The 21,212-nt window shown below is 49.6% G+C and carries 20 protein-coding genes and 1 other annotated feature; all 20 genes read left to right on the forward strand.

All coding sequences use genetic code 11. From position 1 onward, the window contains the following. Nucleotides 1-7: 7 nt before the first annotated feature. The 20 genes from mraY (at nucleotide 8) to CHL76_RS03225 (ending at nucleotide 21,205) form a co-directional block, all read left to right on the forward strand. Nucleotides 8-979: a phospho-N-acetylmuramoyl-pentapeptide-transferase gene (gene mraY / locus CHL76_RS03130; protein ID WP_079476096.1), complete on the forward strand. Its 972-nt coding sequence runs from the start codon at nucleotides 8-10 to the stop codon at nucleotides 977-979. Continuing rightward, on the forward strand, nucleotides 979-2,334 hold the full coding sequence (gene murD, locus CHL76_RS03135) for a UDP-N-acetylmuramoyl-L-alanine--D-glutamate ligase (RefSeq protein ID WP_094907856.1): 1,356 nt from the start codon (nucleotides 979-981) through the stop codon (nucleotides 2,332-2,334). Before mraY ends, murD begins: the two co-directional genes overlap by 1 nt. A gap of 160 nt (nucleotides 2,335-2,494) precedes the next feature. Next, nucleotides 2,495-3,415 (forward strand): UDP-N-acetylmuramate dehydrogenase, encoded by a 921-nt coding sequence (gene murB, locus CHL76_RS03140; protein WP_094907857.1) that lies wholly within the window; start codon nucleotides 2,495-2,497, stop codon nucleotides 3,413-3,415. 29 nt (nucleotides 3,416-3,444) lie between these two features. Beyond that, nucleotides 3,445-4,344 carry a cell division protein FtsQ/DivIB gene (locus tag CHL76_RS03145; protein WP_094907858.1) on the forward strand — a complete coding sequence of 300 codons (900 nt, stop codon included), beginning with the start codon at nucleotides 3,445-3,447 and terminating at the stop codon, nucleotides 4,342-4,344. Between the two features lie 211 nt (nucleotides 4,345-4,555). Then, entirely contained in the window at nucleotides 4,556-5,884 is a 1,329-nt protein-coding gene (gene ftsA / locus CHL76_RS03150) for a cell division protein FtsA (RefSeq protein ID WP_079476100.1), read from the forward strand. A gap of 42 nt (nucleotides 5,885-5,926) precedes the next feature. Further along, entirely contained in the window at nucleotides 5,927-7,102 is a 1,176-nt protein-coding gene (gene ftsZ, locus CHL76_RS03155) for a cell division protein FtsZ (RefSeq protein WP_079476101.1), read from the forward strand. A gap of 125 nt (nucleotides 7,103-7,227) precedes the next feature. Next, nucleotides 7,228-8,037 (forward strand): peptidoglycan editing factor PgeF, encoded by an 810-nt coding sequence (gene pgeF, locus CHL76_RS03160; RefSeq protein WP_079476102.1) that lies wholly within the window; start codon nucleotides 7,228-7,230, stop codon nucleotides 8,035-8,037. Nucleotides 8,038-8,055: 18 nt separating this feature from the next. Further along, complete coding sequence (locus CHL76_RS03165; protein ID WP_233133204.1) at nucleotides 8,056-8,733, forward strand: YggS family pyridoxal phosphate-dependent enzyme; 678 nt, start codon at nucleotides 8,056-8,058, stop codon at nucleotides 8,731-8,733. A gap of 60 nt (nucleotides 8,734-8,793) precedes the next feature. Next, a complete protein-coding gene (locus tag CHL76_RS03170) occupies nucleotides 8,794-9,222 on the forward strand; it encodes a cell division protein SepF (RefSeq protein WP_079476104.1) in 429 nt (142 codons plus the stop codon). An 18-nt stretch (nucleotides 9,223-9,240) separates the two neighbouring features. Then, complete coding sequence (locus CHL76_RS03175; protein ID WP_022792702.1) at nucleotides 9,241-9,513, forward strand: YggT family protein; 273 nt, start codon at nucleotides 9,241-9,243, stop codon at nucleotides 9,511-9,513. A gap of 16 nt (nucleotides 9,514-9,529) precedes the next feature. Continuing rightward, complete coding sequence (locus tag CHL76_RS03180; RefSeq protein WP_079476105.1) at nucleotides 9,530-10,318, forward strand: YlmH family RNA-binding protein; 789 nt, start codon at nucleotides 9,530-9,532, stop codon at nucleotides 10,316-10,318. A 109-nt stretch (nucleotides 10,319-10,427) separates the two neighbouring features. After that, entirely contained in the window at nucleotides 10,428-10,940 is a 513-nt protein-coding gene (locus CHL76_RS03185; protein ID WP_079476106.1) for a DivIVA domain-containing protein, read from the forward strand. A 37-nt stretch (nucleotides 10,941-10,977) separates the two neighbouring features. Continuing rightward, nucleotides 10,978-11,209: a binding site (T-box leader), on the forward strand. 50 nt (nucleotides 11,210-11,259) lie between these two features. Beyond that, nucleotides 11,260-14,034: an isoleucine--tRNA ligase gene (gene ileS, locus CHL76_RS03190; RefSeq protein ID WP_079477026.1), complete on the forward strand. Its 2,775-nt coding sequence runs from the start codon at nucleotides 11,260-11,262 to the stop codon at nucleotides 14,032-14,034. Nucleotides 14,035-14,181: 147 nt separating this feature from the next. Next, complete coding sequence (gene lspA / locus CHL76_RS03195) at nucleotides 14,182-14,679, forward strand: signal peptidase II (RefSeq protein ID WP_079476107.1); 498 nt, start codon at nucleotides 14,182-14,184, stop codon at nucleotides 14,677-14,679. Then, complete coding sequence (locus CHL76_RS03200; protein ID WP_079476108.1) at nucleotides 14,660-15,562, forward strand: RluA family pseudouridine synthase; 903 nt, start codon at nucleotides 14,660-14,662, stop codon at nucleotides 15,560-15,562. The genes lspA and CHL76_RS03200 overlap by 20 nt, the downstream gene beginning before the upstream one ends. Nucleotides 15,563-15,779: 217 nt before the next feature. Next, nucleotides 15,780-16,316, forward strand: a complete 537-nt coding sequence (gene pyrR / locus CHL76_RS03205) for a bifunctional pyr operon transcriptional regulator/uracil phosphoribosyltransferase PyrR (RefSeq protein WP_269845147.1) — start codon at nucleotides 15,780-15,782, stop codon at nucleotides 16,314-16,316. 92 nt (nucleotides 16,317-16,408) lie between these two features. Continuing rightward, nucleotides 16,409-17,740 (forward strand): solute carrier family 23 protein, encoded by a 1,332-nt coding sequence (locus CHL76_RS03210; protein ID WP_079476110.1) that lies wholly within the window; start codon nucleotides 16,409-16,411, stop codon nucleotides 17,738-17,740. Nucleotides 17,741-17,940: 200 nt separating this feature from the next. Continuing rightward, nucleotides 17,941-18,840 (forward strand): aspartate carbamoyltransferase catalytic subunit, encoded by a 900-nt coding sequence (locus tag CHL76_RS03215; RefSeq protein ID WP_079477027.1) that lies wholly within the window; start codon nucleotides 17,941-17,943, stop codon nucleotides 18,838-18,840. Beyond that, nucleotides 18,837-20,120, forward strand: coding sequence for a dihydroorotase (locus tag CHL76_RS03220; RefSeq protein ID WP_079476111.1), 1,284 nt, complete (start codon nucleotides 18,837-18,839; stop codon nucleotides 20,118-20,120). Before CHL76_RS03215 ends, CHL76_RS03220 begins: the two co-directional genes overlap by 4 nt. Beyond that, nucleotides 20,117-21,205 (forward strand): carbamoyl phosphate synthase small subunit, encoded by a 1,089-nt coding sequence (locus CHL76_RS03225; protein WP_094907859.1) that lies wholly within the window; start codon nucleotides 20,117-20,119, stop codon nucleotides 21,203-21,205. The genes CHL76_RS03220 and CHL76_RS03225 overlap by 4 nt, the downstream gene beginning before the upstream one ends. Nucleotides 21,206-21,212 lie beyond the last annotated feature (7 nt).

Raw genomic sequence — 21,212 nt, forward strand, 5'->3', positions numbered from 1 at the left:
TCCCTTAATGGGTTTTGCAGCTTTAATAGTAACAATAGTTTCATTTACCATATGTGCGGTGTCGGCACCGTTGCTTATTCCCGCTTTAAAACGGTTGAAATTTGGCCAGAGCATAAGAGAAATGGGGCCGGCCTCTCATCAGAAAAAAGGCGGTACCCCGACGATGGGAGGTGTAATGATCATTGCGGGGCTTTTAGCCACCGCTCTCATCGTTCTGCCACTTTTTGTCGGATACACCACGGAAATATGGCTCCTCTTACTTGTGACTGTAGGATTCGGCATCCTTGGATTTTTGGATGATTTCATTAAGATTGTGATGAAGCGAAATCTGGGACTTACAAGTATACAGAAGCTGGTTGGCCAGATTGTTATTGCATTTATCTTTTTTATTGTATTGTACAACGGCACGTTTGATACAAGCGTAGCTGTGCCGGGTACGGGGTGGTCGCTCGAATTTGGCTGGGCTTATTTCTTTCTTATTATTGTCATGCTCGTCGGAGCTTCTAATGCCGTAAATCTGACGGACGGGCTGGACGGGCTGTTGGCCGGTACTGGAACGATGGCATTTGCAGCCTACGCCCTGGTTGCTTTTTCGCTTGGGTACATGGATATCGGATTGTTTTCGTTTGCAGTGGTAGGCAGCCTGCTTGGCTTCTTAATCTTCAATAAATACCCGGCAAAGATTTTTATGGGAGATACTGGTTCTCTGGCACTCGGAGGAGCGATTGCTGCTGTGGCAATTTTGACAAAAACCGAACTGACATTGATTGTGATCGGCCTCGTATTTGTTTTGGAGACACTAAGCGTTATTATCCAGGTGATGTCATACAAATTAAGAGGAAAAAAAGTATTTAAAATGAGCCCGGTTCATCATCATTTTGAACTATCAGGCTGGTCGGAATGGCAGGTCGTTACTGCTTTTTGGGTAGTAGGCGCTGCTGCCGGGCTGTCCGGGGTCGCATTAGAGGTGTTTTTATAATGGATCGCTTAGAAGAATATAAAGGAAAAAAAGTACTGATAGTAGGTCTGGCTAAAAGCGGACTGGCGGCTGCAAAGCTACTGCATCGTTCCGGCGCAGAGGTAACAGTGAATGACGGGAAAGAAGCGGTGAAAGAAGATGCCTCGCTGCAGGAGATTGAAAATCTTGGAATACGGTTGGTTACAGGAGACCACCCGCTTTCCTTGCTTGATGAACCGTTTTCGGTCATTGTTAAAAACCCTGGTATTCCTTACCATCACCCATTTATTGAAAAAGCCGTGGAAAAAAATTTCAATATTATTACGGAGATTGAGCTTGCGGCAGCGCTTTGTGAAGGAACAATGGTAGCCATTACAGGCTCAAACGGGAAAACAACCACCACTTCATTAATCCAGGCCATTTTCAAAAAGGACCACAGGGAAGCGGCTGTAGCTGGTAATATTGGGAAGGTGGCGTGTGAAGTAGCTCCTCAAATCAAAAAGAACCAGATTATGGTTACAGAGGTCTCGAGCTTTCAGCTGAAAGGAATACAGCAGTTCCGTCCCAAGGTTGGCGTACTGTTAAATATTTTTGATGCCCACCTGGATTATCACGGGTCACGGAATGATTACGAGCAGTCCAAAGCGAAGCTCTTTCAAAACATGACGAAAGAAGATGCAGCGGTCTATAATTATGACCAGAAAGAAGTTAAGCGAATTGCAGAGCGTTCCGGCGCGGCGCTCGTACCCTTTTCAACTTCCTCAGTTTGTGAAGGCGGAGCATACATTAAAGACGGTATGTTTTATTTTAAAACGGAGCCGGTAATGGCTCTGGACCGTGCCTCTCTGCCCGGGGCGCACAATAAAGAGAACATGCTCGCGGCTATTGCAGCAGCAAAAGTACTGGGGGCTTCCAATGAAGCTATTGAATCGGCGTTATCTGATTTTCACGGCATCGAGCACCGTCTCGAATTTAGTGGAATCGTGAATGGGCGTAAAATTTATAACGATTCCAAAGCTACAAACATGCTCTCTACCCAAAAAGCAATTGAAGCTTTTGAAGAGCCGGTAGTACTGCTCGCTGGAGGACTCGACCGTGGTAATACCTTTGATGACCTGATAGATTCTTTTCAAAAAATCAAAGCAATAGTCGCATATGGCCAGACGAGAGATAAACTAGCGGCCTCTGCACAGGAAGCAGGAGTAACTGAAATTCACCGTACAGAATTTTTGGAAGATGCTGTGGATAAAGGCTTTCAGCTCTCTGAAAGTGGGGACGTGCTATTGCTTTCCCCTGCCTGTGCAAGCTGGGATCAGTTCCAGACGTTTGAAGAACGCGGCCGGACCTTTATAGAATGCGTCGGAAAGTACAGGTGAGAAGGAGTGCGGGTTTGCTCCACTCCTGAAGCCACCTTCGTAAGGTGGCTTCAGGAATGGATCGAAATGATGCATTCGTTAAAAGAGAGTATATAAAAACAAAAATGTGATGAATCCAGGGAACCTGAAATAAATGAATAAGAAAACAGGAGGGGATTACATGGGACAAGAGGCGGAATCAGCGTGGGACTTTGAAGACTTTGGAAAAGTAATGAAAGATGAACCACTGGAAAAGCATACGACCTGGAAGATTGGAGGTCCGGCAGATTGGCTGATTGAGCCGACAAGCGTAGAAGAGCTGACGAACGCGATGAAATGGATTCAGGAAGAACACCTGCCATGGCGTGCTATCGGCCGGGGCTCAAACCTGCTGGTGGATGATGAAGGCATTGAAGGGGTAGTGTTGAAATTTGGCACAAAGCTCGCCAATATGGAAAATGATAACGGTACAGTTACTGTGGAAGCGGGTTATCCTTTAGTACGGCTTGCTACAATTCTAAGCAGAGACGGATACGGAGGCATGGAATTTGCCGGAGGGATCCCGGGGAGTGTGGGCGGTGCAGTATTTATGAATGCTGGGGCCCATGGCTCTGACATGTCGAAGGTTCTGACGGAAGCTCTAATCTTATTTCCAGATGGCACAATGGAGTGGATACCAAATGAGGAGATGGGATTTGCCTACCGTACCTCAAGGCTCCAGTCGGACAAAGGCATATGTGTTGCTGCCAGATTGAAACTTGAACAGGGCGAAAGGGATGTCATTTTTAAGGAAATGCAGGACTACAAAGAGTACAGAAGAGAGACGCAGCCGTGGGCCCACCCTTGCGCCGGAAGCGTATTTCGAAACCCTCTTCCGGACCATGCCGGGGAGCTTATTGAAAACATTGGGCTAAAAGGGCACGTGATCGGCGGGGCGCAGATATCAGAGCTGCATGCGAACTTTATTGTCAACATAGGGAACGCCAAAGCATCTGATGTGCTTGCTTTAATTGAAAAAGCCCGTTCCTCCGTTAAAGATGCTTACGGCATTGACCTCGAGACCGAAGTGGAAATCGTAAAAAGAAGATCAGCCGATAGCTGATACGCGAGGGAATAGAGGAGGACTGCGGTGTGAGGAAGCCAAATGATGGCAAGCTGGTCTCGCTCGAAGAACACCATCCCAGTTTAAAAGAGCAGCGCCGGCAAAAATCTCGACGGCGGCTGTTCATCTATCTGGCTGTGTTTTTTATTCTGATTGGGCTGGTTATCTATTTTCAATCTCCGTTAAGTCATATCCGTAGTATTGAAACGAGTGGATCCCATTTTACAGAGAAGCAGGCTATTAAAGAAGAGAGCGGGGTCCAGGTCGGTACGAATATTTGGGAAATGGACAGAAACGTGATTAAAAATAATGTAGAACAACTGCCGGAAGTCGAAGAAGCAGAAGTGTCAAGATCTTGGCCAGCGACCGTAAATATTGAAGTTACTGAGTATGAAAAAGTTGCCTACACCCAGGCAGAAGAAGCTTACGCCCCAGTGCTTGAAAACGGCCATACGCTGACAGAAAAGGTAAACAAGGAGCTTCCCGCCGATGCGCCGCTTTTGCAGAATTTTAATAATGAAGACAGACTCGGAGCATTTGCTGAAGAGCTTGGTAAACTTGGCGAGGGGGTAACCAACCGGATTTCAGAAGTGTATTTCGAGCCTTCTGAGAGTAATGAAGACAATATTACTCTTTATATGAATGATGGTCTGGAGGTACGCAGCTCTGTATCAGATTTTGCAGAATACATGGGATCGTATCCATCTATTGCAAGAAACATTGAGGCCGGCCAGGATGGAGTGCTTTACATGATGAGAGCGCCGTACTTTAAAGCAACAGAATCGGAAGAAGGATCTGTGCAAGGAAATGAAGGGACACAGGAAGTTCCTGAGGAGAGTTTTATCGAAGGAAACAATACTCCTGAGGGAGCAGAAGGAAGTTCTTCTGAATCAGAAGAAAACAATAGTGGTAATGAAGCTGAACGATAAAAGAATGAATATTGTTTGAAAATTGCCTTTTCCATTGAAGATAGTTGTTGTAGACTGAAAAGAAGGCGTATTTCTCTTAACTCACCCAAAAATACTGCCATATATTATTAATGGAAGCGCAACCGGAAACATTCTGTTGCGTATGGAATTATAAAAGATGTAATAGCTATAACGTTGAAGCGAAAATAGATCTATAAGGGGGTGCCCAACCTTGAACAGTGAAAATTTGTATGTCAGTCTTGATGTCGGCACATCGTCTGTCCGAGCGATTATCGGAGATATGAGCGGTGGCGCCTTGAAAATTATTGGAGTCGGCCGGGCGCCGTCTATCGGTATGAGAAAAGGCGCGATCGTCGATATCGATGAAACGGTTAAAGCGATTAAAGAGGCTGTAGACCAGGCTGAACGAATGGTTGATCTGGAAGTAAAGCAAGTCATTGTAGGAATTAACGGCAATCAAGTGGAAATGCGGGCATGTAATGGAATCGTGGCTGTATCAAGCACAGACCGCGAGATTCAGGATGAGGATGTAGAAAGGGTCATTGACGCAGCGCATGTAATGAGTATACCGCCTGACAGAGAAATTATTGATATCATTCCAGCCCAGTTTATTGTAGACGGAATGGACGGAATTAAAGACCCGCGTGGCATGCTCGGCACCCGTCTGGAAATGGAAGGGACTATTATTACAGGAGCTAAAACCGCTTTACATAACCTACTACGCTGTGTGGAGCGAGCAGGACTGGAAATCGCAGATATTGTATTGCAGCCGTTGGCTTCAGGGAGTGTAGCCGTATCAAAGGACGAGCGTTCTCTTGGCGTTGCATTAATTGATATTGGCGGCGGCTCAACCACGGTTTCTGTGTTTCAGGAAGGGCAGCTCCAGACAATGTCCTTTCTTCCGATCGGCGGCAGCCATATCTCCAACGATATTTCTGTAGGCATCAGAACGACTGCAGAAGAAGCGGAGCGCTTGAAGCTTGAGCATGGCCACGCCTTTATCGATGACGCTTCGGATGATTTGTCATTTTCGATTCAGACGCTTGGCAACAACGACCAGAAAAAATTCACGCAGCTCGAACTCGCAGAGATAATCGAGCCAAGAATGGAAGAAATTCTTACATTAGTACAGCAGGAGATCTCCCGCATGGGTTATCATGATCTGCCCGGCGGTTACGTGTTAACCGGAGGGGCAGTCATGATGCCGGGAACGCTTGAGCTTGCCCAGGACATTTGGAAACAGCATGTCCGTCTTGCCATGCCGGACTACATCGGTGTCCGTGAGCCAACGTACACCGCAAGCATTGGCTTGATTGAATTTGCATATAAAAGCATGAAGGTTCATAGTGGGGAGGAGTCCGTTGTAGCCGCAGGACGCTCTGAGAAATACGCTGAATCAGACCGTCCGGCTTCAGCAGGAGACTCTAATTACCGCAATGGTTCAAGCACGCGCCAGCAAAACCGGACAAAGGAAAAAGATCCGGAAGAGCCTGGGTTTAAAGAGCGGATGCGAAGCGTATTTAAATCTTTCTTTGAATAATTAAGTAACGATGGATAAAACGACTATATAGGAGGACCACATATGTTGGAATTTGAAATGGATATGGACCAGCTAGCCCAGATTAAAGTCATCGGTGTCGGCGGGGGCGGTTCGAACGCTGTGAATCGTATGATCGAGAACGGTTTACAGGGAGTCGAATTTATTGCTGTAAACACAGACGCCCAGGCGTTAAAATTATCAGAGGCAGAAACAAAGCTTCAACTAGGCGGGAAATTGACTAGAGGCCTTGGCGCCGGCGCGAACCCGGAGATCGGGAAAAAGGCTGCGGAAGAAAGTAAAGAACAGCTCGAGGAAGCGCTGACTGGTGCCGATATGGTATTTATCACAGCTGGCATGGGCGGAGGCACAGGTACTGGTGCGGCTCCGGTGATTGCTGAAGTAGCTAAAGAAATCGGGGCTTTGACAGTAGGTGTCGTTACACGCCCGTTTACGTTTGAAGGCAAGAAGCGTGCAGTGCAGTCCTCCAATGGCATTTCTTCCCTGAAAGAGAAAGTGGACACGTTGATTGTAATTCCAAACGACCGTCTGCTTGAAATCGTAGATAAAAGCACACCAATGCTTGAGGCGTTCCGTGAAGCGGACAACGTTCTCCGCCAGGGTGTACAGGGCATTAGTGACCTGATCGCGGTGCCGGGTCTTATCAACCTGGATTTCGCTGACGTAAAAACCATCATGAGTGAAAAAGGTTCTGCGCTGATGGGAATTGGTATTTCCACTGGAGAGAACCGGGCCGTGGAAGCAGCAAAGAAAGCCATTTCAAGCCCGCTGCTTGAAACATCTGTGGAAGGCGCCCAGGGCGTCCTGATGAACATCACCGGCGGCTCCAACCTGAGTCTGTTTGAAGTGCACGAAGCTGCTGAGATTGTATCTGAAGCTTCGGATACAGATGTTAATATGATCTTCGGCTCAGTGATTAACGAAAACCTGAAAGATGAGATCGTCGTTACTGTTATTGCGACCGGCTTTCAGGATAGTGAAGATCAGCGGAGCGCGCAGGGAACACGCGGCGGCGGCCGACAGACTGTTTCCCGGCAGCAGCCGTCAAGACAACAGGCTCCGCAGCAGCCACAGCAGCCTGCGCCTCAACAGGAATGGAAGGAAGAGCCTGTTTCTGAAAACGAATCGTCCAGAGAGGGACAGGAGGAAGACGAAGGACTCGATATTCCAACATTTCTGCGCAACCGGCGCCGCCGCTAAAGCGGGGCAGGCGATAGAAGAAAAAAGCGGGCCGGACACGGCCCGCTTTTCTTCGCTGGAGCACACGGATAATAAAGCGATGAGTTTTGTGCAAACCGATCAATAAGCAGAAAGGGCATGATGGCATGAAGCACGAGCCGTTTCATCTTTTAACAAACGGCATTCTTCAGCTGGAAACGAAAAGTCCAGCAGTGGCCGCCGGTTTTACCACCAGAACAGATGGCATAGGAAAGCCGCCTTATGAAAGTCGGAATACGGCTTTCCATGTAGGGGAAGACAATAATACCACTATAAATAATCGCATGATCACTGCCAGGCATATTAACCGCCCGTTATCTACGTGGATTGCCGAGGAGCAGGTCCACGGCAGCCGGATTGTGGAAGTGGGCCAAAGCGATGCAGGCAAAGGCAGTGAGCAAAGAGAGACCGCTGTGGCGGAAGCTGACGGCCTAATTACGCAATCGAAGGACGTTACGCTTGTGAGCTTTTATGCTGATTGTGTACCTCTGTTCTTTTATACAGAGAGCTCTGCAGTGGCCGGGCTGGCCCACGCCGGGTGGAAAGGAACTGCAGCGGACATCGGCGGAGAAATGGTACGTGCTTTTATAGAGAAGGGAGTCCCGGTGGAGCAGATGTATGCTGCCATTGGGCCGTCGATATCCGGAGCCAACTATGAGGTAAATGAAGCAGTCATCCAATCTTTTCAGGATAAAGAAGTTTTTTTATACCATAAGCCGTGGATTCAAAAGGCAAACGGCCGGTATGAGCTTGACCTAAAGACTGCTAACAGGCTTCTGCTTGAACGTGCAGGAATAGCTCCCGAACGTATTGTTGTTAGCCGTTACTGTACTTACGCTGAGGAAGAGCTGTTTTTCTCCCATCGCCGTGAAAACGGGAAAACTGGACGAATGATGAGTTATATCTATATTATATAGGCAGGGAGGATGCTGCACTTGAACACTGTGGAATCCAACTGGAAAGCGATAAAACGTAATATCGGCCGTGCCTGCGAAGCCTCCGGCCGGGACCCGGGGGAGGTAACATGCATTGCTGTTACAAAGTATGTCTCCCCGGAGCGCGCGATAGAGGCAGTGAACGCCGGAATAACCAATTTAGGGGAAAACCGTGTGGAAGGAGCACTTGAAAAATACGAAGCTGTTTCCGGCCGGGCGGACATTCATTTTATCGGTACCCTCCAATCAAAAAAAGCAAAAAAAATTATCGGTAAATGTGCATACATTCATTCACTCGACCGCTGGAGCCTGGCAGAAGAAATCAACAAACGGTCCGAAGAAACAGTTACCGAATGCTTCGTGCAGGTGAATGTTTCGGGAGAAGAAAGCAAAGCAGGGCTTTCCCCGGAAAAGGTGGAACCGTTCATTGAATCGCTGATGAAACTGCCCCGGCTCCGAATCGTAGGATTAATGACGCTCGCCCCATTTGAAGAGGATGCTGAACGAACCCGGCCGGTTTTCCGGCAGATGAATGAGTTGCGCGGACACATTCAGGAAAAAAGCTGGGCTCATGCGCCTTGCAGTTATTTGTCTATGGGAATGTCCAACGATTATATGGTAGCTGTTGAAGAAGGCGCTACTCATATCCGGCTCGGCACTTCGCTTGTAGGTGAATAAAAGACTCCGGCGTTAAGTAACAAAGCAGCCGGTATCTCTGTGTAAAAAGGAGAGGAGAAGATGAGTTTGCGTTCGAAGTTCCGGCGTTTTTTTGAAATGGACGACGATGTTGTCGAACAGGAAGTTCCTCTTTCTGAAGAAGAGCAATATGCCCAGCATGAAAACAAGCAGGGGGCGGCGCCAAGCAACGTGGTGAGCCTGCAGAGTGTGCAGAAGTCCTCGAAGGTGATGCTCTTGGAGCCGCGCAGCTATGAGGAAGTACAGGATATTGCCGATCACCTGTGCAGCCGGAAAGCAGTGATCATCAATCTGCAGCGGGTGCCAAAGGATCAGGGCCGGCGCATCGTTGATTTTCTAAGCGGTACTGTTTATGCTATCGGCGGGGATATTCAGAAGGTTGGCAGCCAGATCTTTTTCTGTGCGCCGGAAAATGTAGATATTTCGGGCGCTATTACAGAAATCATTTCAGAAAGGGATGAGCACTATTAAAAAGAAAGGGGAGGGATTATGCAGCTTATAGGTTCTTTGTTGATCAGTTTAATCAGTATTTACCGTATTGTTTTAATTGTTTATATTTTCATGTCCTGGTTCCCAAATGCGAGAGAATCTACGATCGGCCAGTTTATCGGCTCGATTTGCGAACCATATTTGGAGCCGTTCCGCCGATTTATTCCACCGCTCGGCCCGCTTGATATTTCACCAATTGTGGCCATCATTGTACTCTTTTTTGCAGAATCAGGCATACGGGCGCTGTTTTTTAATGCCGGTGCGTTGTTTTAATTGAGGTGAATAAAACATGAATATGCTCGAACACTTCCGTCCAGAAGAAAGGGCCTGGGTGGAACAGGCAGCGGACTGGAAAGAAGCAGTCGAAACCAGCTTTGAAAGACGGCTGACCGATTTTCTCGATCCGCGGGAGCGGGATATTTTAGCTTCAGTTATCGGCAAAGACGAGACCGTCTACTATGCGTTTGCCGGGGGGAGCGATGATGCTGAGCGAAAACGGGCGTTAATTTATCCGTTTTATGAACAGCCGGAGCAGGAGGATTTTCAGCTGATATTGTTTGAGATCTCTTATCCGCAGAAATTCGCTTCCCTTGAGCATAAAGATGTGCTCGGGGCACTGATGGGCATTGGATTAAAACGGGAAAAGTTCGGTGATATCCTGGAAGGGGAGGGGCGCTTTCAATTCGTGGCAGCTGCTGAAGTCCGCAGCTATATCGAGCTGAACCTCCCGAAAATTGCCAATGTCTCCGTGACGCCGGTGGAAAAGCCGTTTTCCGCTATGCTTCCAATAGAAGAAGAGTGGGTGGAACGCGAAACGACGGTCTCTTCGCTTCGGCTTGATACGTTTATGGCAGAAGCGTACCGGCTTTCAAGAAGCAAAACGCTGCCGTTCATCGAAAAAGCGAAAGTGCGCGTGAACTGGAAGAAGGTTGAACAATCCTCTTACGTCCTGCACCCCGGGGACTATGTTTCGGTACGAGGGCTTGGCCGCTCCAAATTGATGGAGGTGCTGGGACGCACCAAAAAAGATAAGCAGCGGATAGTATACGGGGTTAAGGAACAGAAAAGAAAAAAATAATCTTTTTTGTTTTAAAAGAAGGAACTGCCTTTTTTGCCGCGAATGTAGAAAAAGGCAGCAGGCTCTCGGGCCTTTATACATACTTGAATAGGAGAAAGGGTGAACGATTTTGCCTTTAACACCACTGGATATTCATAATAAGGAATTCACAAGAGGTTTCCGGGGATACGATGAAGATGAAGTGAATGACTTTTTAAAACAGTTGATTAAGGATTTTGAAGATGTCATCCGCGAACGTGATGAGATGTACGAACGTACGAAAGAGCTGGAGGACCGGATTAATCACTTCTCCAATATCGAAGAAACTCTGAACAAATCAATATATGTAGCCCAGGAATCAGCAGAAGAAGTGCGGAAAAACGCCCGTAAAGAAGGTGAACTGACGGTGAAGGAAGCAGAAAAAAATGCGGACCGGATCGTCAACGAAGCATTGAACAAATCCCGCCGCATTGAGCTTGAAATTGAAGAGCTGAAAAAACAGGCTTCTGTTTACCAGACCAAGTTTAAAATGCTTCTGGAAGCACAGATGGAGATGCTTCATTCGGATGAATGGCTGAATCTTTCTGAAGAAGAAGCCGCAGAGGCAGAAGTTTATGCAGGCGACGGCGAACGGCTTGACTAACACCGGCAACTAGATTATACTTTTGCATTATCATATTCGACAAACGTTGAAGGGGAGCAGGCAGTAATGTACCGGTCTCAGCGATCTGCGGTTGGTGAAAGCGCAGAACCAGGGCATTTTTGTTATCACCCCGGAGTTCCTTAACTGAACAAAAAAGTAAGTTAAGGCGGCTTTTGAAAAGCCGTTATTGCCAATGAAGAGACGAGCAGGGAGCTGTATGGCTTCCTGCGCTCATCAGGGTGGTACCGCGAGTCATTCTCGCCCCTATGCACGGGGGCTCAGGATGGCTCTTTTTAATGTAATAAAGGAGGAAACGGAAATGAGTTATAAAGAATCACTGCTAATGCCAAAAACCAAATTTCCCATGCGCGGCAATCTGCCGAATAAAGAACCGGAGCGCCAGAAAACATGGAACGAGCAGGGCATTTATGAACGGGTACAAGCACGCACCCAGGACCGGCCGCTGTTTGTGCTCCACGATGGCCCTCCGTATGCCAACGGGGACATCCATATGGGCCATGCCCTGAATAAAGTACTCAAGGATTTTATCGTCCGCTACAAATCGATGACGGGCTACCATGCTCCCTACGTGCCGGGCTGGGATGTTCACGGCCTTCCGATAGAAACAGCATTGACGAAAAATAAAAAAGTGGACCGAAAAAAAATGACAACAGCTGAATTTCGCGCCGCCTGTGAAGAATATGCGGAGAAGCAAATTGACCGTCAGCGCGAACAGTTCAAACGTCTTGGAGTAAGAGGCGATTGGGAAAACCCGTATGTGACAATGAATCATGAATACGAAGCCCAACAGATCCAGGTATTTGGGGAGATGGCCAAACGGGGCCATATTTATAAAGGCAAAAAACCGGTCTACTGGTCGCCGTCTTCGGAATCGGCCCTGGCAGAAGCAGAGATCGAATACCACGATATGCGCTCTCCGTCTATTTATGTTTCGTTTGCGGTTAAGGACGGCAAGGACGTACTTGAAGGCGATGAAAAGTTTATCATCTGGACCACGACGCCGTGGACTATACCTGCCAATCTGGCGATCACGGTACACCCCGAGCTTGATTACGTCGTGGTTCGAGCGGGCGGCGAAAAGTATGTTGTGGCTGAAGGGCTCCTGGAGGAGCTTGAACAGAAGCTCGAATGGGACGGCTATGAAATTACAAAACGTATGAAGGGCCGTGACCTTGAGTATGTGATGGCTGAGCACCCTATTTATGGCCGGGACTCTCTCGTTATTCTCGGCGACCACGTAACGCTGGACGCCGGTACCGGCTGCGTGCACACAGCTCCGGGCCACGGGGAAGAAGACTTTATTGTAGGCCAGCAGTACGGGCTTGACACGCTCTGTCCTGTAGACGACAAAGGGGTGTTTACTGAGGAGGCGCCTGGGTTTGAAGGTCTCTTTTATGATAAAGCGAACAAAGCGATCACGGATAACCTGGACCAGCTCGGAGCGCTGTTGCAGCTGAACTTCTTCAGCCACTCCTATCCGCATGACTGGAGAACGAAAAAGCCGGTCATTTACCGGGCGACTGATCAGTGGTTTGCTTCGATCGAGAATATTCGCGGAGAGCTTTTAGATGAAATCAGCCAAGTGACATGGACGCCTGCCTGGGGCGAAACGCGCCTGTATAATATGGTGCGGGACCGGGGCGACTGGTGTATATCCAGACAGCGTGCCTGGGGTGTGCCGATCCCGGTCTTTTACGCCGAGGACGGAGAAGCGATCATTAACGATGAAACTATCCAGCACGTCTCCGAGCTGTTCCGCACCCATGGTTCCAACGTATGGTTTGAGTGGGAGACGGCGGAGCTCCTGCCGGAAGGATTCACCTCGGACCATAGCCCAAATGGCAGCTTTACACGGGAAATGGATATCATGGACGTATGGTTTGACAGCGGCTCCTCGCATCAATCAGTGCTTGAGGCATCTCCGCTTCTGCAGCGTCCGGCTGATATGTATCTCGAAGGCTCTGATCAATACCGCGGCTGGTTTAATTCTTCTCTTACAACGAGCGTTGCGGTCACCGGAAAATCGCCATACCGGTCATTGCTGAGTCACGGCTTTACGATGGACGGGGAAGGCAAAAAAATGAGTAAATCGCTCGGTAACACAATTTCGCCCAATGACATCACAAAGCAGCTCGGGGCGGATATTCTCCGGCTTTGGGTGTCGAGTGTTGATTATCAGGCGGATCACCGGCTGTCGGACAACATCTTAAAGCAAATCGCTGAAGCATACCGTAAAATCCGTAATACATTCCGGTTTATGCTCGGGAACCTGAGTGATTTTGATCCGGAAAAACACCGGATTTCGCCATCGGACTGGAGCGAGCTTGACCAGTATATGCACCTGCGTCTGCAGGATTTAATCACAAAAATCCGGGCCGGCTATGAAGAGTATCAGTTCGTCAATGTCTATCAGACGTTTCACAATTTCTGTACCGTCGACCTGAGCTCATTTTATCTCGATATTGCCAAGGATACGCTTTATGTTGAGCATGAAGACGACGTCCGCCGACGGGCGATCCAGACAGTACTGTATGACACCTTAACTGCCCTCGTACAGATGGCTGCCCCAATTATCCCGCATACGGCCGAAGAGGTATGGGAGTTTATCCCTCAGACAGAAGCAGACAGCGTGCAGCTGACGGACATGCCGCAGGCAGACCGTTCTGCAGAGGACGAAGAGCTACGCCGGAAATGGGATCGTCTCATGGATGTCCGGGACGATGTGTTGAAGGCGCTGGAGACAGCGAGGGGAGAAAAAGTGATTGGCAAGTCGCTTGAAGCCTCGGTTGACATTTATGCAGACGGGGAAGTTAAAGACATGCTTCAGAGCGTAACCCGCTTAAAGACGCTCTTTATTGTGTCGAAAGCGGAAGTCGCCGGCTCAGCATCCGAAGCTCCGGCAGAAGCGTCGAAGCTTGATGAAGTAAGCGTTGTTGTAGGAGCAGCGGAGGGTGAACGCTGCGAACGCTGCTGGGAAGTAACCGAAACAGTAGGAGAAGACCCGGCTTACCCGGATCTGTGCAGCCGCTGTGCTTCGGTAATGCATCAGAAAGAAAACGTTAATCAATCCTAATACGGGAGCCCCCTGATTATAAAGGGGGCTTTTTTTTATGCAAAGCAAAAGGCGGAAGGTTCCTTCGGGGCGCTGTTCGCACCCGTGAATATGTGCTAAAATGCTAAGGGTGGAACGCACTCCGTAAGAGAGGATGAAAGAGGCTGTATGAAAATTATTAAATGGCATTACCTGCTGGCTGCGCTGATTGTTATTTTCGACCAGGCAACCAAATACATAGTAGCTGCCTCCATGCGTGTTGGAGAAAGCTTTGAAATTGTCCCATCCTTTCTATATTTGACCTCTCACCGGAACGAAGGAGCGGCCTTTGGCATCCTGCAGGGCCAGCGCTGGTTTTTTATACTTATTACGATTGTCGTGATAGCGGTGGTAGTGTATTACCTGCAGCAATATGGAACGCTCTCATTTACCTTTGGTATCCCGCTGGCACTCGTTCTGGGAGGAGCTATTGGAAATTTCATTGACCGTATTTTATTTGGAGAAGTAGTCGATTTTATTGATGTTTATCTGTTTGCCTACAATTACCCAATTTTCAATGTTGCGGATGCTGCCCTCACAGTAGGTGTAGCATGGTTGATTATTGGCATGTTTTTAGACGAAAGATCACGAAAGAAGGAAGAAACACATGAATTCACGAACCGTTAATGAAGAAGAACAGGGCACAAGAGTTGACCGTCTAATGGCAGACGAGCTGGAAGAGTCCCGCTCAGTTGTACAGCAGTGGGTCAAAGACGGCTGGATTACGGTCAATGACAGCCGGGTCAAAAACAATTACAAGCTCCAGGCCGGGGATCGAATCGATGTTAGTGTACCAAAAGAAAGTCATGAAGAGATGACTCCTGAAGAAATGGAGCTTGACGTACGTTATGAGGACGACGATGTAGTGGTAATTTATAAACCGGCAGGGATGGTCGTGCACCCGGCCCCTGGTCACCTCCGCGGCACATTAATGAATGGACTTCTGCACCGCTATCCGGAGTGGCAGAATTATCCTGAAGCCCGGGCTGGGCTGATTCATCGCCTGGATAAAGATACCTCGGGTCTGCTGATAGCAGCCAAGCATCCTGAAGCTTACGAGCAATTATCGAATCAGATGAAAAACCGAAAAATTGAGCGTAAATACAAGGCGATTGTGCACGGAGAAGTACCACATGAAACCGGAAAAATCGACATGCCGATCGGGCGCGATCCTCATGACCGACAGAAAATGGCGGCTGTAAGAGAAAACTCCAAGCCGGCGGTGACTCATTTCCAAGTGCTTCAATGGTGGCACAAATATACGTTTGTGGAATGTGAGCTCGAAACTGGCCGCATGCACCAGATCCGGGTACATTTTGCCCAGATCGGCCATCCGGTTGCAGCTGATCCAAAGTATGGACGCCGGAAAACCCTGGCTTTGCCGGGACAGGCACTTCATGCTTACCGCCTCCGCTTCGAGCACCCTGTCAGCGGAAAATGGATCGAAGTGGAAGCTGAACTGCCACAGGAAATACAGGCAGCGATTGATGAACTTGACAAAACCAGTTGACCGCACAGAAAAAGACTGTCATACTACGTAATAACGATAAAAACGAATGCCTTTTTAACACAGTCCCGTGAGGCTGAGAAGAGGTGGTGTCCGAACGCAAAATTCCTAAGGGCGGCGTATGTATATACCCGGCCTGTAATGGCGCGTATCCGGAGCCTCAAGCCCTCATCCTCACAGGATGAGGGCTTTTTCATTGAAGAAAAGGAGGATGGTGCAGATGGAACGGGTGCTTTTGGATGAACAAGCGATCCGGAGAGCGTTGACGAGAGTGTCACATGAAATTATTGAACGGAATAAAGGCGTGGAAGACTGTATCCTGGTCGGGATAAAAACGCGGGGGATTTACATTGCCAACCGGCTCGCAGAGAGCATCGAACGGATTGAAGGAAATGCCATACCGATTGGCGAAGTGGACATTACGATGTACCGCGACGATTTATCCCACAATAATAACAGCCGGGAGCCGGAGCTCCACGGAGCAACACTCCCCGAGGACGTCACCGGTAAGACAGTAATACTCGTGGACGACGTGTTATACACTGGACGAACGGTACGGGCAGCGATGGACGCTATGATGGACAGCGGACGGCCAGCACAGATTCAGCTGGCGGTACTTGTGGACCGGGGCCACCGGGAGCTGCCGGTACGCCCGGATTACATTGGTAAAAACGTGCCGACATCGCGCGAAGAAATTATCGCCGTTAATATGGCAGAAGAAGACGGTGAAGATCAGGTTAGTATCCACTCGGCATAAGATCAGTTCTCTTTAATTTGGACCCGTGAGTTCAAGAAGGGATGAGACGAAAGCGTTTCTTCCCTCCATGCCAATACTAATGGAGGTTTATCATGAAAAATAGTGAAGATATCCATATTCAGACCCGCCCGGCACCGGCCACCTGGCTGATTCTTAGCCTGCAGCATCTGTTCGCCATGTTTGGATCGACAATACTAGTGCCGGCGCTTACGGGACTCAGTCCCGCGGTAGCGCTGGTCTCGAGCGGCCTTGGAACACTCGCCTATCTGGCGATTACCAAAGGACAAATACCGGCCTATCTTGGTTCATCATTTGCATTTATCTTCCCGATTATTGCTGCTTTATCCATCGGAGGCCCGGGGGGTGTGATGCTTGGGTCGTTTGCTGCGGGACTTGTTTACGGAATTACGGCGCTGATTATACGCAAAGCCGGTGTAGGCTGGCTGATGAATATTCTTCCGCCGGTAGTAGTCGGTCCGGTCATTATGGTCATCGGTCTTGGCCTTGCGACGACAGCAATCGAAATGTCGATGAACTACAACGCAGACACCGGAAACTACAATGAACCGATGCGCCATATGAGCGTCGCTGCTGTGACACTTGCGATTGTCATTGTCGCTTCCGTGTTTTTCCGGGGGTTTTTCAGGATTATTCCGGTGCTGTTTGGCATCATCGGCGGCTACATGACGGCGCTTGCTGCCGGAATGGTAAACACAGAAGCTATCGGGGAGGCCGCCTGGATTCAGGTGCCGGATTTCTCGGTACCTTTTGCGACATACAGCCCGGACTGGAGCTGGAGTGTCATCGCCATCATGGCACCAATTGCGCTGGTAACAATTGCTGAACACATCGGCGACCAGCTCGTGTTAAGCAAGGTAGCAGAGAAAAACTTTCTGGAGTCACCAGGGCTCCATCGTTCCATTATGGGAGATGGTGTAGCCACTATGTTTGCCGCGGTGCTTGGCGGGCCGCCAAACACGACATACGGGGAAAACATCGGCGTGCTTGCCATCACCCGCGTATTCAGTGTATATGTCATCGGCGGAGCGGCGGTACTTGCCATCAGCTTCGGATTTATCGGAAAGGTGGAGGCCTTTATCGCAAGCATTCCAGGAGCCGTAATGGGCGGCGTTTCTATTCTGCTCTTTGGCATTATTGCCTCGAACGGGCTCCGGATGCTGATTGATAATAATATTGATCTTGGCATTAAGCGGAACCTGATTATCAGCTCAGTCATTCTGGTGACTGGTATTGGAGGAGCGTTCATCGAAATTGGGGAATACTTTGAGATTTCGAGCATGGCGCTTGCAACAGTGATTGGGATGATTTTGCATGCAGTGCTTCCGGGGAAAAAGAACTCCTACGGCAACCGGTCAATGTTTGAATCCGCAAGTACGTCCACATCAAAAAATAAGGCAGCTTAATCATCCTTTAAGGAAGTACAGAGAGACATCCAAGGTTGAACGGCATGAAAACACTCCCGGCAGCAGTGTATCCTGCGCGGGGCGTTTCATCATACCCGTAAACCTGGAGTCTTTCCGACTCCGGGTTTTTTTATGAAGGACGAGAGCATTGAAAAGGAGCGGAAACAATGATGAGTATGAAAACTTCAAAAACGGCAGTCGTGCAGCATGTGCTGACCATGGAAGAGTGGAATGTGCGCCAGATCCACGAATTGTTGACGCGAGCGAACGAGTTCGCAGACATGAAACGGGAGCGGACGACCCTTCCTTTATACGCGGCGAATTTGTTTTTTGAACCGAGTACCCGGACGAAGCTCAGTTTTGAAGCGGCCGAGCAAAACCTTGGTCTTGGGATTCTGCATTTTGACGCTGCAACTTCAAGCGTAAAAAAAGGAGAGAGCCTGTACGACACGGTACGCACGTTGGAAAGCATTGGTGCGGATGTGGTGGTTATCCGTCATGAGCAGGAACGGTACTTCGATGAGCTTCGGGACTTTATTAACATTCCCATCATTAACGGAGGGGACGGCTGCGGGCATCACCCAACCCAGTCTTTTCTGGATTTAATGACTATTCAGCAGGAGTTTGGCAGGTTTGCCGGAGTAAAGGTCGTCATCGCTGGAGACATCCGGCACAGCCGGGTCGCCCGTTCAAACGTAGAGGTATTGGAGCGCCTCGGAGCGAAAGTATACGTATCGGGGCCAAAGGAATGGATGGATGAAGCCATGAGCAGCCGCTTTATACCGATGGATGAAGCAGTGGAGGTGGCGGACGTCATGATGATGCTCCGCATACAGCATGAGCGCCACACGGTTCAGCTGATAGCCGGGCCAAACGATTATCACGAAGCTTACGGGCTCACCGTAGAGCGAACGCAGCGGATGAAGGATAAAAGTATTATTATGCACCCGGCTCCAATCAACCGGGGCGTGGAAATAGCAGACGAGCTCGTGGAGGGCAGCCGCTCGAGAATTTTCAAGCAGATGACTAACGGCGTATATGTTCGCATGGCTGTGCTTGATCACGTTTTAAGGCAGGCAAAAGGAGGAGATTGGAAATGAATGGATGGATAATTAACGCACAGGTGTTTACCCCGCAGGAAACGATCGAATCCCGTGATGTGCTGATTGAAAACGGACGTATTCAGGAAACAGGCCGTGCACCTGAAGAAGCGGAAGTGGTGGTTGACGCGAAAGGGTGCCTGCTCGCTCCAGGCCTGGTCGACGTACACGTGCATCTCCGCGAGCCGGGAGGCGAGCACAAAGAAACCATTTATTCAGGTACGCAGGCAGCGGCCAAAGGCGGTTTCACTACGGTGTGCCCGATGCCCAATACGTACCCGGTGCCCGACTCTGCCGGAAAGCTTGATCTGCTGTATGAGCGCATTGAAGCCACGGCCGCTGTTCGTGTTCATCCGTATGCTTCCATTACGGAGAAACAGGAAGGCAGAAAACGCACGAACATGAAAACGCTGAAGGAGCACGGGGCCTTTGCTTTTACGGATGACGGAGTGGGCGTGCAGGACGCCTCTGTCATGTATGAAGCTATGCTCGAAGCGGCAGCGCTTAACATGCCGGTGGTAGCACACTGTGAAGAAAACACCCTTGTTTATGGTGGCAGCGTGCACGCCGGCAGGTTTGCAGAAAAGAACGGACTCCAGGGCATACCGGCGATAGCTGAATCGGTGCATATTGCACGCGATATTTTGCTTGCTGAAGCGGCCGGCTGCCATTATCACGTGTGTCACGTAAGCACGAAGGAATCCGTGCGGCTGATTCGCGATGCCAAACGCGCGGGTATTCACGTAACGGCTGAAGTGACGCCGCATCATCTGCTGCTGAGCGAAGATGACATCCCGGAGGTGGATACAAACTATAAAATGAATCCGCCGCTGCGTTCCCGGGGTGACCGGCAGGCGCTGCTTGAAGCCTGGCTCGACGGCACCATTGATTTTATAGCGACCGATCATGCGCCTCACGCAGCAGAAGAAAAAGCACGGCCGATAGGCGAAGCACCGTTTGGTATTACGGGATTTGAAACAGCTTTTCCGCTTTTATATAACGAACTGGTTTTAAACGGAGTGTGCACCCTGGAGCATCTGCTTGCCTCAATGACCAGACGGCCGGCCAGGGTGTTTGGCCTGTCTGCCGGCACACTTTCTGCCGGCGCTTTTGCAGACCTGACGCTCATTGATCTGGAGCACGAAGAGACAGTCGACCCCGGCCAGTTTGTATCCAAGGGAAAAAACACACCGTTTACCGGCTGGAAGCTTAAAGGTTGGCCGGTACTTACAATCGTAAATGGACAAACCGTGTATCAAAAGAAAGAGGTGCAAAAATGAAGCGGAAATTAATATTGGAAAATGGGGCTGTTTTTCACGGGGAAGGTATTGGAAGCGAACGGGAAACTGTGGGAGAAGTTGTGTTTAATACCGGCATGACCGGCTATCAGGAAATTTTATCCGACCCGTCCTACTGCGATCAGCTAGTGACGCTGACGTATCCGCTGATCGGCAATTACGGCATTAACCGTGACGATTTTGAAACGATGCATCCTTCTGCCGGCGGGTTGATCATCAAAGAAGCAGCTTCGCACCCGAGCAATTTCCGAAGCATCGGAACGCTCAGCGAGTGGCTCAAAGAAAAAGACATTCCAGGGCTGTGCGGCATTGATACACGCCGCCTTACCAAAATGATCCGGACTGCCGGTACACTGCGGGGCAGGCTGTGTACGGAAGAAGTAGATGAAGAGGAAGCTGTCCGTGAGCTGCAGCAGTGGATCGACTCCCGGGATCAGGTCTCCCGGGTCAGTACAAAAAATGCCTACCATGCGCCGGGCAACGGCAAACGGGTAGTACTGATGGACTACGGCGCCAAGCACGGCATTACCCGGAATCTGCTCAGCCGCGGCTGTGACGTATTTGTACTGCCATACAACGCCACAGCGAAAGAAGTGCTTGCCCTGAATCCGGACGGGGTGATGCTCAGTAACGGTCCCGGGGACCCTGAAGATGTACCTGAGGCGGTAAAGACGCTCCGGAGCCTGGTCGGGGAGGTGCCGGTGTTTGGCATCTGCCTCGGGCACCAGTTGTTAAGTCTTGCCTGCGGGGCCACCTCGTCCAAGCTTAAATTCGGCCACCGCGGTGGTAATCATCCAGTTAAACAAGTGAAAACCGGCCGGGTCGACATCACCTCCCAGAACCACGGTTACACCGTAGACCGGGATTCGCTGATGGGAACAGACCTCGTCCTGACGCACGTCAACGTTAATGACGGTACCGTAGAAGGCGTCGAACACCGCGAATATCCGGCCTTCAGCGTCCAGTATCATCCGGAGGCCTGCCCGGGGCCGAGCGATGCGAACGACCTTTTTGATCAGTTTGTCCGCTTGATGAACCGCTACGAAAAAGTACCTACTCGCATATAAAAGGGGA

This window comes from Marinococcus halophilus (assembly GCF_002265875.1).
In the GTDB taxonomy this organism is placed as follows: domain Bacteria; phylum Bacillota; class Bacilli; order Bacillales; family Marinococcaceae; genus Marinococcus; species Marinococcus halophilus.

What these genes read in the sequence shown, in the direction of transcription:
- lspA (WP_079476107.1), top strand. Translation starts at nt 14,182, where the DNA reads ATGAAAATTATTAAATGGCATTACCTGCTGGCTGCGCTGATTGTTATT.
- ftsZ (WP_079476101.1), top strand. Translation starts at nt 5,927, where the DNA reads ATGTTGGAATTTGAAATGGATATGGACCAGCTAGCCCAGATTAAAGTC.
- CHL76_RS03200 (WP_079476108.1), top strand. Translation starts at nt 14,660, where the DNA reads ATGAATTCACGAACCGTTAATGAAGAAGAACAGGGCACAAGAGTTGAC.
- CHL76_RS03175 (WP_022792702.1), top strand. Translation starts at nt 9,241, where the DNA reads ATGCAGCTTATAGGTTCTTTGTTGATCAGTTTAATCAGTATTTACCGT.
- murD (WP_094907856.1), top strand. Translation starts at nt 979, where the DNA reads ATGGATCGCTTAGAAGAATATAAAGGAAAAAAAGTACTGATAGTAGGT.
- CHL76_RS03220 (WP_079476111.1), top strand. Translation starts at nt 18,837, where the DNA reads ATGAATGGATGGATAATTAACGCACAGGTGTTTACCCCGCAGGAAACG.
- CHL76_RS03225 (WP_094907859.1), top strand. Translation starts at nt 20,117, where the DNA reads ATGAAGCGGAAATTAATATTGGAAAATGGGGCTGTTTTTCACGGGGAA.
- ileS (WP_079477026.1), top strand. Translation starts at nt 11,260, where the DNA reads ATGAGTTATAAAGAATCACTGCTAATGCCAAAAACCAAATTTCCCATG.
- murB (WP_094907857.1), top strand. Translation starts at nt 2,495, where the DNA reads ATGGGACAAGAGGCGGAATCAGCGTGGGACTTTGAAGACTTTGGAAAA.
- CHL76_RS03210 (WP_079476110.1), top strand. Translation starts at nt 16,409, where the DNA reads ATGAAAAATAGTGAAGATATCCATATTCAGACCCGCCCGGCACCGGCC.
- pyrR (WP_269845147.1), top strand. Translation starts at nt 15,780, where the DNA reads ATGGAACGGGTGCTTTTGGATGAACAAGCGATCCGGAGAGCGTTGACG.
- mraY (WP_079476096.1), top strand. Translation starts at nt 8, where the DNA reads ATGGGTTTTGCAGCTTTAATAGTAACAATAGTTTCATTTACCATATGT.
- CHL76_RS03170 (WP_079476104.1), top strand. Translation starts at nt 8,794, where the DNA reads ATGAGTTTGCGTTCGAAGTTCCGGCGTTTTTTTGAAATGGACGACGAT.
- CHL76_RS03180 (WP_079476105.1), top strand. Translation starts at nt 9,530, where the DNA reads ATGAATATGCTCGAACACTTCCGTCCAGAAGAAAGGGCCTGGGTGGAA.
- pgeF (WP_079476102.1), top strand. Translation starts at nt 7,228, where the DNA reads ATGAAGCACGAGCCGTTTCATCTTTTAACAAACGGCATTCTTCAGCTG.